The 11,210-nt window shown below is 76.2% G+C and carries 13 protein-coding genes; 5 read left to right on the top strand and 8 right to left on the bottom strand.

Going from position 1 to position 11,210, the window contains the following annotated elements:
* Positions 1 to 71 precede the first annotated feature (71 nt).
* Both ACP7CD_RS04395 and ACP7CD_RS04390 read left to right on the top strand, forming a co-directional pair.
* Entirely contained in the window at positions 72 to 818 is a 747-nt protein-coding gene (locus ACP7CD_RS04395) for a potassium channel family protein (protein WP_017834179.1), read from the top strand.
* Positions 818 to 1,501, top strand: coding sequence for a potassium channel family protein (locus ACP7CD_RS04390; RefSeq protein ID WP_017834178.1), 684 nt, complete (start codon positions 818 to 820; stop codon positions 1,499 to 1,501). Before ACP7CD_RS04395 ends, ACP7CD_RS04390 begins: the two co-directional genes overlap by 1 nt.
* Positions 1,502 to 1,516: 15 nt before the next feature.
* On the opposite strand, the gene ACP7CD_RS04385 is transcribed toward ACP7CD_RS04390, so the two are convergent.
* The 4 genes from ACP7CD_RS04385 to dut form a co-directional block, all read right to left on the bottom strand.
* Positions 1,517 to 2,242, bottom strand: coding sequence for a DUF3159 domain-containing protein (locus tag ACP7CD_RS04385; RefSeq protein ID WP_426119121.1), 726 nt, complete (start codon positions 2,240 to 2,242; stop codon positions 1,517 to 1,519).
* Positions 2,239 to 2,643, bottom strand: coding sequence for a hypothetical protein (locus tag ACP7CD_RS04380; protein ID WP_426119119.1), 405 nt, complete (start codon positions 2,641 to 2,643; stop codon positions 2,239 to 2,241). Before ACP7CD_RS04380 ends, ACP7CD_RS04385 begins: the two co-directional genes overlap by 4 nt.
* A 3-nt stretch (positions 2,644 to 2,646) precedes the next feature.
* A complete protein-coding gene (locus ACP7CD_RS04375; RefSeq protein WP_031283353.1) occupies positions 2,647 to 3,378 on the bottom strand; it encodes a DUF3710 domain-containing protein in 732 nt (243 codons plus the stop codon).
* Between the two features lie 71 nt (positions 3,379 to 3,449).
* Positions 3,450 to 3,878, bottom strand: coding sequence for a dUTP diphosphatase (gene dut, locus ACP7CD_RS04370; RefSeq protein WP_031283352.1), 429 nt, complete (start codon positions 3,876 to 3,878; stop codon positions 3,450 to 3,452).
* Between the two features lie 111 nt (positions 3,879 to 3,989).
* On the opposite strand from dut, the gene ACP7CD_RS04365 reads away from it, so the two are divergent.
* On the top strand, positions 3,990 to 4,511 hold the full coding sequence (locus ACP7CD_RS04365) for a DUF3093 domain-containing protein (protein WP_017834173.1): 522 nt from the start codon (positions 3,990 to 3,992) through the stop codon (positions 4,509 to 4,511).
* A 94-nt stretch (positions 4,512 to 4,605) separates the two neighbouring features.
* Here ACP7CD_RS04365 and ACP7CD_RS04360 read toward each other — a convergent pair whose 3' ends face one another.
* On the bottom strand, positions 4,606 to 4,905 hold the full coding sequence (locus ACP7CD_RS04360) for a DUF4193 domain-containing protein (RefSeq protein WP_017834172.1): 300 nt from the start codon (positions 4,903 to 4,905) through the stop codon (positions 4,606 to 4,608).
* 299 nt (positions 4,906 to 5,204) lie between these two features.
* On the opposite strand from ACP7CD_RS04360, the gene sepH reads away from it, so the two are divergent.
* Together sepH and ACP7CD_RS04350 are read left to right on the top strand one after the other, a co-directional pair.
* The gene (gene sepH / locus ACP7CD_RS04355; RefSeq protein ID WP_426119116.1) at positions 5,205 to 6,626 is read left to right on the top strand and encodes a septation protein SepH; all 1,422 of its coding nucleotides are present in this window, start codon (positions 5,205 to 5,207) and stop codon (positions 6,624 to 6,626) included.
* 157 nt (positions 6,627 to 6,783) lie between these two features.
* Entirely contained in the window at positions 6,784 to 7,524 is a 741-nt protein-coding gene (locus ACP7CD_RS04350; RefSeq protein ID WP_426119114.1) for a hypothetical protein, read from the top strand.
* A gap of 156 nt (positions 7,525 to 7,680) precedes the next feature.
* Here the strand turns inward: ACP7CD_RS04350 and ACP7CD_RS04345 are convergent, their stop codons facing one another.
* From ACP7CD_RS04345 to ACP7CD_RS04335, 3 genes are read right to left on the bottom strand one after another with little or no spacing between them, the layout of a single operon-like run.
* The gene (locus ACP7CD_RS04345; RefSeq protein WP_176337746.1) at positions 7,681 to 8,847 is read right to left on the bottom strand and encodes an alkaline phosphatase family protein; all 1,167 of its coding nucleotides are present in this window, start codon (positions 8,845 to 8,847) and stop codon (positions 7,681 to 7,683) included.
* A 5-nt stretch (positions 8,848 to 8,852) separates the two neighbouring features.
* The gene (locus ACP7CD_RS04340) at positions 8,853 to 9,563 is read right to left on the bottom strand and encodes a DUF5998 family protein (protein WP_035924032.1); all 711 of its coding nucleotides are present in this window, start codon (positions 9,561 to 9,563) and stop codon (positions 8,853 to 8,855) included.
* A 46-nt stretch (positions 9,564 to 9,609) separates the two neighbouring features.
* On the bottom strand, positions 9,610 to 11,205 hold the full coding sequence (locus ACP7CD_RS04335; RefSeq protein WP_051063801.1) for a serine/threonine-protein kinase: 1,596 nt from the start codon (positions 11,203 to 11,205) through the stop codon (positions 9,610 to 9,612).
* Positions 11,206 to 11,210: the final 5 nt, after the last annotated feature.

Genomic DNA, 11,210 nt, shown 5'->3' with positions numbered 1-11,210 from the left:
TCCGTCCCGCACCGATTGTCCGCCGCGCCCCGTGCGGGCCGCGCCCCCCGGGGTGACCTAGGCTGAGAGGCATGGCGCATTTCGTGATCATGGGAGTGGGGCGCGTCGGCGTGATGGTCGCCCACACCCTCGAGGACTCCGGGCACACCGTGGCGGTGATCGACCAGGACGACCGCGCCTTCCGGCGGCTGCGCAAGTCCTTCGAGGGCAAGAAGGTCACCGGCCTCGGCTTCGACCAGGAGGTGCTGCGCCGGGCCGGGATCGAGGAGGCCTACGCCTTCGCGGCCGTCTCGAGCGGGGACAACTCCAACATCATCGCGGCGCGCGTGGCGCGCGAGACGTTCAAGGTCCGCCACGTGGTGGCCCGCATCTACGACCCCTCCCGGGCGGAGTTCTACCAGCGGCTGGGGATCCCCACCGTCGCCGCCGTGCGCTGGAGCGCCGACCAGGCGCTGCGCCGGATCCTGCCCGAGCAGACGATCACGGCCGACTTCCGTGAGGCCTCGGGACGGCTGCAGCTGGGCGAGCTGTCCCTGGACGACTCGTGGTCCGGGCTGCACCTGGACGCGATCCAGGAGGCCACGGGGGTGCGGATCGCGTTCGTGACGCGCTTCGGGGAGGGCGTGCTGCCGGGTCCCGACATGAGCTACCAGCAGGGGGACGTGGTGCACGCCATGATGCGCACCGACGACGTCGAGGCCGTGTCCCGCGTCCTGTCCCGCCCGCCCGGCCCGGACGTGCTCGACTTCGCCAACTCCCTGCGCCGGGAGTCCGACGACGCGCCCGGCTCCGACGACACCTCCCGGGGAGGATCCTGATGCGCGTGGTCATCGTGGGCGCGGGCGCCGTGGGCGCCTCGATCGCCCGGGAGCTGCTGTCCCACCAGCACGAGGTGGTGATCTTCGACGAGAAGCCCGAGGTCATCGGCCGCTCGGACCTGCGCGGGGCCCAGTGGATCATCGGTGACGCCTGCGAGCTCTCCACGCTGCGGGAGGGCGGGCTGGAGGAGACCGACGTCGTCGTCGCCGCCACGGGCGACGACAAGGCGAACCTGGTGGTCTCCCTCCTGGCCCGCAGCGAGTTCGGCGTGCCCCGCACGGTGGGCCGGGTCAACAACCCCAAGAACGAGTGGCTCTTCGACGACGCGTGGGGGGTGGACGTGGCCGTGTCCACGCCGCGGCTGATGACCGCGCTCGTGGAGGAGGCGGTCGAGGTCGGCGACGTGGTGCGCCTGCTGACCCTGCAGACGGGCGGGGCGACCCTCTCCGCCTACACGGTGCCGCACGAGCACCCCATCATCGCCACGATGGTCTCCCAGGTGCCGTGGCCGCCGGACGTGACCCTCGTGGCCATCCTGCGCGACGGGGTGCCCATCACCCCCTCGGGGGACGACGTGGTGGAGGGCGCCGACCAGCTGTTCTTCGTCTCCACCACGGAGGGCGAGGCGCAGCTGCGCGCGATGTTCACGACCGCCGGCCGGCACGAGCCGCACCGGAGCTGAGCGCGGCGCCGGCCCTCAGGGGGTGTCCTGCTCCTGGGCGTCGATCTGCTCCGGGGGCCGGGAGACGAGCCAGGCGAGCCACAGGGTCAGCGCGTACAGCGGCACGCCCATGACCAGCCGTGCCACGCCCAGGCCGGTGAGGTTCTCCGCGAGGTACAGGGGCACCTGCACGAGCAGGCGGGCCGCGAACATCGCCATGAGCATGACCGTGGCCACCTGGTAGGCGCGGCGGCGCACGGGGACGTCGCGCCACTGCGCGCCCTCCCCGCGGATGTAGCCGTAGAAGACGCCGAGCAGCGGCCAGCGGAGGAGCAGGGACACGCCCAGGCCCCCGAACCAGGCCGCGTTGATCCAGAAGCCGGGGACGTAGTAGTCCAGCGCCTCGCCGGTGGCCCGGGCGAACAGCGCGCAGACGCCCACGCCCACGAACCCGGACACGGCCTGGACCAGGCTCTGGCGCTGGACCAGGCGCAGCACGGTGAACAGGGCGGCCGTGCCCAGGGACGCGACGAGCGCGACCCCGAGGGTGTTGCCGACGAGCAGCACGGCGAGGAACACGAAGCCCGGCAGGATCGTCTCGGCCAGGCCGCGCCAGCCGCCGACGGCGTGCAGCACGTCGAGCTGCCCGTTGTCCTTGCGGCGCATGCCGGAGCGCGCGGCGTAGGCGGCCATCGAGCGCTCCACGTCGTGGCCGCGCCCCGGACCGTCCGCGGCGCTCCCGGGCTCCTGGGGATCCGTCATCTGCTGACCTGCTTCGCGATGATCTCGTAGCGCGGGTTGAACATCGAGGGGCGCCCGTCCCGGAAGCTCACCACGCCCACGCAGCGCAGCCGCGACCCCGCGGTGACGCCCGGAACGGTGCGCTGGCCGTGCCACACGAGGCGCAGCGGCCGGGGGGCGGCCACGCCCTCGTCCCCCGGCGCCTGCGGGCAGTCCGGGGCGAGCAGGGCGGTGTAGTTCTGCGCGCCGGTCACCGGGGGCACGGTCACCTCCACCACGAGACCGGTCGCCATCACCCGGCGCCGGCTCCCGGCGGCGGTCGAGGGGTCGAGGTCGCCCGCGCACACGGGCGCCTCGGCGACCACGTCGATGGACCCCGTTCCCGGTGTCGGCCGGAACTCGCCGGTGCCTGTTCTCGTCACGGCTCAGCCGATCTCGGTGATCTCGGGTCCGCGCCGCGGCGGCCGCACGGGCTCCGGCGCCGGCTCCGGCTCAGGCTCCGTGTCCGGGGCGGGGGAACGGACCGCGTCCTCGGGCACGACCAGCGTCAGCAGCTCCCGGGGGGGCATGGGCCGGTCGCCGCGCACCACCACGAGCTCGCGCACGACCTCGTCGAGGGCCGCGGCCGACTCCGCGGTCACCGCGGCGGTGCCCGTGAACACGGCCCGCACGAACCAGCGCGGCCCGTCGACGCCCACGAAGCGGGCGAGGCGGAAGCCGCGGGTCCCGTCGGAGGCGGTGGCGGGGAAGCGGGTGACGACCTGGAGCCCGAACGGGCCCTCCTCGACCGTCGGCTCGCCGTTGCTCGAGCGCAGCGACTGCACCAGCTCGCGGCGGACCTCGTCCCACAGCCCCTCGGAGCGGGGCGCGGCGAACGCCTGGACCTGGACCGAGCCGCCGTCGAGGTCGAGGGCGACGGCACGGGGGCGCTGCGTGCGCTCGTCCACCTCGAGCCGCACCCCCAGCCCCGGGCGGGGACGCACGAGCACGGCGCCGAGATCGAGGTAGCCGTCCCGGTCCTCCACCTGGGAGACGTCGAGCGGGCCCTGCGGCTCGCGCCGCCGCGCCGCCGCGGCGTCCTCCGCGCTCGGCGCGGCCTCCGGCTGCTGCGGGGCGGCGTCCTGCGCCGCGGCCTTCTTCTTCTTGCGACCGAACATGGTGTCGTTCTCCTCCGCCGGCACGCGGTGCCGGCTCGTGGCGTGAGCTCGTGGGGGGTCTGCTCGTGGATTCAGGCGGTGCCGCTGGAGCCGAACCCCGTCCCGCCGCGCGCCGAGCCGGGCAGCACGTCGACGAGCTCGAAGACGGCCTGCTCGACGCGCTGGACGACGAGCTGGGCGATGCGGTCGCCGCGGCGGACGGTGAAGGGCTCGGCGCCGTCCGTGTTGAGCAGGGTGACCATGATCTCGCCCCGGTAGCCGGAGTCCACCGTGCCCGGGGCGTTGACCACCGTGATCCCGTGCCGGGCCGCCAGCCCCGAGCGGGGGTGCACGAACCCGGCGTACCCCTCGGGCAGCGCGATCGCCACCCCCGTGGGCACCAGGGCCCGCTGACCGGGGCCGAGGACCACGTCCTCGCGCGAGCGCAGGTCGGCGCCCGCGTCTCCGGGCTTCGCGTACACGGGCAGGGGAAGGTCCGGGTCGAGGGCCTGCAGCGCGATGCTGAGCGGGCGCCCGTTGCCCGACGGCGGCCGGTGGCCTGTCGACTGGTCGTTCACAGTGCCCCACTCTAACGCGCCGGACCCCGGGCGCAGTCGTGAGACGCTAGAGGCATGTCCCGTCCTGCGTCCTCCAGTGCGTCCCCGGCCGACGGCCCCCGCGAACCCCGCCGGTCCTCCTCCGAGCGGCCCGGCGCCGAGATCCTCTACCAGGAGAAGCTCACCCCCGCGTGGTGGATGTGGCTGCTCGTGCTCTTCGCCGGCGTCGTCGCCCTCGTCGCGCTCGCCCCCATCGACCCGTGGGTGGCCGGAGCGGCGGCCGTCGTGGTCGGCGGCGGCACGGCCGTGGCCCTCGTCGCCTCCAGCACCACCATCGTCGTCACCGACGAGTCCCTGCAGGTCGGCCGGGCCCGCATCGAGCGACGGTTCGTGGGCGAGGCCGAGGCCTTCCGCGGCGACGACGTCCGCCGGGTCCGCGGCCCCGAGCTGGACGGGCGGGCCTTCATGAACTTCCGGGCGTCCGTGGGCCCGGTGGTGCGGATCCGGATCACCGACCCCGTGGACCCCACGCCGTACTGGCTCACCTCCACCCGGCACCCGGAGCGGATCGTCGAGGTGCTGTCCGCGCGTCCGTGAGCGCGCCCGCCGCCACCGCACGGAAGAACCCCGCCGCGACGACCGTCGCGACGGGGTTCTTCCGGTCCTCCGGACGAGCTCGGCCCTGCGGGGCTCAGCCCACGCACTCGACGCAGTACTTGACCCCGCCCCGCTCCTCGGCGATCTGGGAGCGGTGGCGCACCAGGAAGCACGAGCCGCAGGTGAACTCGTCCTCCTGGGCCGGCAGCACGACGACGGACAGCTCCTCGTTGGAGAGATCCGCACCCGGCAGCTCGAAGCTCTCGGCAGCCGCCGCCTCGTCCTCGTCGACGGTGCCCGACTGCGCATCGGTGCGGCGCGTCTGCAGCTCCTCGATCGAGTCCTCCTTGAGCTCGTCCTCCTGCTTGCGCGGCGCGTCGTAATCAGTGGCCATGTCCGGTCTTCGCTCCAATACGGGGTCCGAGGGCGGGCTCCGGCGCGGCCGTGCGCCGCCCTCCGGGCTCTGTGTCGCGTAGATTGTTCACCATCCGAGGGCAAAAATCCAACCCCGTCCCGGGCCCGCGAACACGCGGCCGGGCCCGTCCGCGGGCGGCCTCCGGCCGGGGCGCGCGACGGCCAGTAGGATTGGGGGCGGGTCCGGGCCGGCACGTCGGCCGCGACCGACGGACCCGCCCCGCAGCGCCCGCTCGACGACCCCGAGCGCACCCGAGAACCACCCGGAGGAATGACAGCATGGAGCAGTTGCGCCTGGCAGGTGTGCACGACGACGGTGAGCACCTGGTCGTCGAGGACGAGGCAGGCACCCGCCACCTGTTGCGGATCGACCAGGAGCTGCGCCTGGCCGTCCAGCGCGCCCGGCGGCTGCCGGGCGCCCGCCAGCGGGGAACGGGCCAGTTCGGGCCGCGTGAGATCCAGGCCCGGTTCCGCTCCGGGGCCACGGTCGAGGAGATCGTGGCCGAGAGCGGGTGGGAGGCCTCCCGGGTCCGCCGCTACGAGTGGCCGATCCTCGCCGAGCGGGCCCACATCGCCACCGAGGCCCAGAAGGTCGAGATCGAGGACCGCTCCGCGCACCGCGGCTACCACTCCGTCTTCGAGGGCGAACCCCTCACCCTGGGCCGCGCCGTCGCCCACCGGGCCGCCGACCTCGGGGTGGACCCCTCCTCCCTGGAGTGGGACTCCTGGCAGCGGGAGGACCACCTGTGGGCGGTGGTCGCCCGGTTCTCCGTGGTCGACCGCGCCGCCGCGCCCGCCCACGACGAGCCGCTGGCCGAGTGGCTCTACAACCCGGCGAACCAGAGCGTCCGTCCCACGAACGCGTGGGCGGAGGCCCTCACGGAGGCCGGCACCCCGGACACGCCGCTCGGCACGGGCCTCGGCGTCCTGGACGGTGGCCTCGACCCCGAGCTCACGCAGCTGCGCCGGTCCGCCGTGGAGGCCGACGACCTGCTCGACGTCCTGCAGGCCCGCCGCGGGCAGCGCATCGGGGAGGACGCCGAGGGGGACGACGCCCTCGCCGAGATCCTGGGCCGCGGCATGGGGCACGTCGAGCGGCGGCCCCGCCCCCTGGCCGCACCCGAGGACAGCTCCGTCTTCGACCGCCCCTTCCAGCCGGCCACCCGGTTCCCCGAGCCGGGTCCCGCGCCGGAGCCGGCACCGGCCGGTGAGCCCGCGCCCCGGACGGACGGGCCCGCCACCGTGCAGCCCGCCGACGATCCCGTCGTCGAGCCCACCGCGCCCGCTGCGCCCGCCGCTCGCGCCGGCGCCCGGGACACCGTTCAGGAGAGGGCTTCGGAGGCCGGACGGGAGCGGGGCGTCGACGACGGCACCGAGCGGTCCGCGGCGCGACCGGACACCGCCGCCTCCCGGGACGAGGCGCCCGCGGCCGGGGACCCCGCCGCCCAGGACTCCGCGCCCCAGGGCTCCGCGACCCAGGACTCCGCGACCGGGAGCTCCCGGGACGACGACGTCCGGGGCGACCGCTCCGCCGGCCCGGCCCCCGCGGTCCCCGGCGAGGAGCCCGAGGACTCCGGCCCCGCCGAGGAGACCGCGCCCGAACGGCCCCGCCCGCGCAACAAGACCGCCAAGGCACGGCGCCCCGCGCGGTCCTCGGTGCCCAGCTGGGACGAGATCGTCTTCGGCAGCTCGTCCGACTGAGCCCCCGGCGCCGGTGCGCGCCGTCCGGCGCCGCCGGCCCGGCACGCGCTAGAGTGCACGCAGCAGGGGACGGCTCCGCGCCGTCCCTCCGGGCTCGTGCGCTCCCCCATCCCGCGCGCGGCCCGGACGGACGACACCACGTCAGGGGCAGCACGACATGGGCAATTCCATCCAGGACGACCTCTTCGGGGACGACGAGCGCGACGCCGCCGCCGCGGACCCCGGCGACCCCGGTGTCCGCGGCGCCTCCGCCGCTCCGGAGGCGCCGGCCGAGCTGGTCCGCGGCTCCGGGCCGGGACGGTTCGTCGCCGGGCTGGTCCTCGGCGCGGTCGTGCTCGTGGTCCTGGTCGGCGCGGGTGCGCTCTACCTGGGCGGCGTCGGTCGCGACCTCTTCGGCGCCGGCCGGGAGGCCGAGTTCACCCCGGCCCCTGCGGTGACCAGCTCGCCGTCCGCCACGCCCACCGCGTCGCCCACGCCGTCGCGCTCGCGCACGTCCTCCCCCACGCCGAGCCCCTCGGCGGAGGAGCCGGCACCGCCGCCCCCGGCCCCGGAGCCCGTGGCGCCCCCGGCGCCGTACGTCCCCCCGGCACCCGTGGTCCCCGAGCCCGTCGTGCCCGAACCCGTCGTGCCCGCCCCGGTCCCGCCGCAGCCCGTGATCCCCGCGCCCTCGCCGCCGGCGCCGGCCCCGTCCGCACCGGCCCCGGCGGATCCCGGCCCCTCCACCCCGGGAGCGCCCGCGGAGGATGACGAGGCCGGCACGGAGGACGTCGGCACGGACGAGGAGGACGCGGCCGAGGAGGACGCCGGCCCGGCCGCCGCGGAGGCGGGGACCGAGGAGGCGGGGGCTGAGGGGGCCACCACGGAGGACACGGCCGAGGACGCCTCGCCGGCACCCTGAGCGCAGGCCCCCGGCCGCGGCCCACCCGGCGCGGCAGCCGGATCGCCGCGCTGCGCGGCGGCCCCGTGGCGGCTCACCCGGCGCGGCAACCCGGGGCGGCCCCGGCGCGGCAACCCGGTCGCGGCGTCCCTGGGCCGGCTCCCGGTGCGCGGGCGCTCAGGCCAGGCGCAGGAGCGGGACCTCCCGCTCGGCGCGCGTCAGCGAGCCGTGCTGGCCGACCATGGACAGGACGCTCGGGCGGACCCGGCCGAGGTCGAACAGTGCCAGGGGCTCCCGCCCCAGCACGAGGAGGTCGCCGATGCGCCCGCGCACCGCGTCGCGCACGAGCGCCGGCGGGCCGAAGTAGCCGGCGTCGAGGGCGGCCTCCCGGGAGAGGATCCACACGCGGGACCCGAAATGCTCCCGCCAGGTGGCCACGAGCGCCCGGACGTCCTGCGCCGTCGCGTCCGGCTCCAGGTGCAGCTGCACCGTGCGTGGCTCGCCGGCCGTGTGCCGGACACCGTCCAGCAGCCCTGGGAGCTCGGAGAAGTCGACACGCGCGTCCCGCGGGACGTCCACCATGCCGTGGTCACCGGTCACCAGCACCGTGGTGCCGGCCGGCACGCGCGCGACCAGCCGTCGCAGCGACGCGTCGAGCTCCTCGAGCTGGGCCGTCCACTCCCAGGACTCCCAGCCCCGGGCGTGGCCGGTGCGGTCGAGCTCGTCCCAGTAGAAGTACATGAGGGCGTCGCGTCCCGCGGCGAGCTGGTCGAGCGCGGTGCTGACCCGCGCGGCCGGCCCCTCCGCGGCCACGAACCGGCCCCCGCGCAGGGCCGCGTCGGTGAGCCCGGAGCCGGCGAAGCGCTGCCGGCTGACCGTGACCACGTCCACGTGCTCGGCGGCGCGCTCGAGCACCGTGGGCAGCGGCTGCCACGCCCGGGGGTCCACGGCGGCGTCCCAGCCGCCGAGCTGGTTCACGACCCGGTCCCGGTCGGGGTCCAGCACGTCGTAGCCCACGAGTCCGTGCGCCCCGGGGGCCGCGCCCGTGCCGAGGGACGCCAGCGAGGCCGCCGTGGTCGTGGGGAACGCCGCGTCCAGGGTGGCCAGGCCCTGCGCGCCGGCCAGGCCCGGGGCGTGCCCGGCGCGGGCCCGCAGCTGGGCCCGTCCCAGGCCGTCCACCATGACGACGACGACCCTCCGGGCGGCGGGCAGCCCCAGCGCGTCCCGGAAGCCGGGCACGCCCAGGGACGCCGCGGCCGAGGACATGACCTCCGCGACCGAGCGGCTGCCGTAGCGCGGCGGCCCCGGCAGGTCGGCGGGCAGCGCGGGCAGGACCTCCTGCACCGCCCTCACCGGGCGGCGCCGCTGTCCCGGCCGGTGAACCGGTCGGTGAACCGGGTGCGCGGTGTGGCGGCGGCCGCCCGCCGCGGAGCCGGCGTGCGCCCGTGGGCCGGCTGGGCGATCTGCGCGCCGTCGGTCAGCGGGGAGAGGTTGGCCCGGCGCAGTGTGCGCGCGAACTCCCGCGCGCCCTCCACGGCGGTCGGGCCGTCGGCCTCCGCGCTGATCCGCAGCACGATGTCCTCCCGGGCGGCCGTGCCGGTGTAGCCGTGGTCGGCCTGGCACTGGGGGTCCTCGCACAGTGCGGGCGCCAGGTCCACGTGCAGGGTGCCCGTCCACGCGATGGCGAGCGTCACCTCGGAGATCGGGCTGTCCGGCCGGTAGTTGGCCGGCTGGTAGTACGAGTAGCTCAGCGTGACCGAGCGGATCTGCGAGATGCCGACCGTCTCCGTGGAGACCCGTGCCACCACGTCCCGGCCGCCCTCGTCGAACTCCTCGTCGTCCACGTGCGTCACGTGCAGCACGTCCTCGGCGAGCACCAGCACGGTGGTGTGGCGGTGCACCTCCGTCCGGTCGATGTGGGTCTCCAGCTGCACGAGGTGGGAGACCGGGGACCGGCCGTCCAGGGAGTCCTGGACCACGTCGATCACCAGCTGCGGGTAGAAGCCGGCCTTGTTGATGTCCTCGACCAGCCGCTGGCCGCGCTCACCTGAATACGTCATGGGGGCCATTTTCCCCCACGGCCGCGCCAGTGCCCAACACGGGCCCTCAGGGCACCCGGAAGTAGCACCGCTCCTCCCCGCCGCCCACGTCCTCGCAGACCCGTTCCAGCACCACGGGGCTCTCCTCCGGCGCCGGGCTCGGGGTCGTGTCGGCGCTGCGCGTGACCGTGGGCGAGCTCCCGGGACCGGGCACCCGCTCCGCGGAGCCCAGGGGATCGAGCAGCAGATATCCGCTCAGCAGCGCAGTCATCCCCACGAGGACCACGAACACGCCGGTCACGGCTCGGCCGCCGCGGCGCCGCCCGGTCCGCGCCGGCCGCGGGAGCGCCTCCGTGGCCCTCCCCCCGGCGGGCCGGCGGCCCGCCCGGTCCCGGCCGGGGTCGTTCCCGGTGCCCCCGCCGTCGCCGTCGCCGGACCCGCCGTGCCCGGAGCCGTCGCGCCCGGACCCGGCAGGGTCCGGCACCTCGTCGTCGCCCGACCCGGTGTGGACTCCCCCGGTGTCGACTCCCCCGGCACCGGTTCTCCCGCTGCCGGTCGTCCCGCTGCCGGCGCCGCCGGCGTCGGCCAGCCCGCCGCCGCCCACCGTGGTCCCGGCCGTCCGCTGCCCGGTGCTGCCGGGAGCGGTGCCGGCGGAGTCGGTGCTCCCGGAGCCGGCGTCCAGGGTGTCGGGGCCGTCCGGGAACCGGCCGCCGGCCTCCGCGCCCGCGGCGGCTCCGCCGCCGAGCCCGGCGCCGGTCGTCCCGTCCGTCCCCTCCGTGCCGTCCCACCCGGTCAGCACCCGGCTCGCCCACGGCTCCGGCAGCGGCTCGAGGACGTCGAAGACCTCGAACGGCTCGCCGTCCCGGGTGCGGGCAGGGTCGAAGCGCCGTCTCGCCGCTCCCGCGGTGAGCTCGTGGAGCACGGTGACGGCCGCGTCGCGGCGCTGGGCGGGGTCCGGGGTGAGGAGGGCGGCGAGGTGCTCCGCGAGGTCGCCCTGCTCCCCCACCACGGCGCGCGCATCGTTGGGCCCCAAGCTCTCCTGCGGCTCCAGCGAGGGGTCGAGCATCCGCAGCGCGGTGATGCCCGCCGCGTAGAGGTCCTGCGCGGGGTTCGGGTCGGTGAGCTCGTAGGCCTCCGGGGGCAGGTAGCCGGGCGTGCCCACCACGGTGCCCGTCCGGGTCAGCCGGGCGTCCTGGACGCGCACGGCGATGCCGAAGTCGGAGAGGAGGACGTGGGGGCGGCCCGTCCCGGTGCTGTCCAGCATGAGGTTGCCCGGCTTCACGTCCCGGTGCACCCAGCCCTGGGCGTGCACGAACTGCAGGGCCTGGAGCAGCTGGGCGAGAACCTCCTCGGTCAGCTCCACCGAGGCGGCCCCGTTGTCGAGCAGCGCGGACTCCAGGGTGCCGCCGTGCACGAGGGGCATCGCGATGACCACGTGCGCGTCCTCCGCGGCCCACCCGTAGGGGGCGAGCACGTGCGGGTGGTCCAGCTTCACCGACTGCTCCCGCGCGAAGCGCAGCAGGTCCGCGGAGTCGCGCTGGCGCAGCACCTTGGCCGCGCACAGCTGCTGGAGCCGGCCGTCCCAGGCCCGCCACACGGAGCCGCTGCCGCCGCGCGCGATGGGGTCGATGAGGGTGTACCGACCGGCTATGGTGTCCGCCACGAAGT

Source organism: Kocuria sp. LHG3120 (genome assembly GCF_049897445.1).
Lineage (GTDB): Bacteria > Actinomycetota > Actinomycetes > Actinomycetales > Micrococcaceae > Kocuria > Kocuria rosea.
The sequence above is the reverse complement of the archived record's forward strand: the minus strand, read 5'-3'. Positions and strand labels throughout refer to the sequence as shown.

Coding starts and splice junctions, on each gene's coding strand:
- ACP7CD_RS04395 (WP_017834179.1), top strand. CDS start 72: ATGGCGCATTTCGTGATCATGGGAGTGGGGCGCGTCGGCGTGATGGTC.
- ACP7CD_RS04390 (WP_017834178.1), top strand. CDS start 818: ATGCGCGTGGTCATCGTGGGCGCGGGCGCCGTGGGCGCCTCGATCGCC.
- ACP7CD_RS04385 (WP_426119121.1), bottom strand. CDS start 2,242: ATGACGGATCCCCAGGAGCCCGGGAGCGCCGCGGACGGTCCGGGGCGC.
- ACP7CD_RS04375 (WP_031283353.1), bottom strand. CDS start 3,378: ATGTTCGGTCGCAAGAAGAAGAAGGCCGCGGCGCAGGACGCCGCCCCG.
- ACP7CD_RS04365 (WP_017834173.1), top strand. CDS start 3,990: ATGTCCCGTCCTGCGTCCTCCAGTGCGTCCCCGGCCGACGGCCCCCGC.
- ACP7CD_RS04360 (WP_017834172.1), bottom strand. CDS start 4,905: ATGGCCACTGATTACGACGCGCCGCGCAAGCAGGAGGACGAGCTCAAG.
- sepH (WP_426119116.1), top strand. CDS start 5,205: ATGGAGCAGTTGCGCCTGGCAGGTGTGCACGACGACGGTGAGCACCTG.
- ACP7CD_RS04350 (WP_426119114.1), top strand. CDS start 6,784: ATGGGCAATTCCATCCAGGACGACCTCTTCGGGGACGACGAGCGCGAC.
- ACP7CD_RS04340 (WP_035924032.1), bottom strand. CDS start 9,563: ATGACGTATTCAGGTGAGCGCGGCCAGCGGCTGGTCGAGGACATCAAC.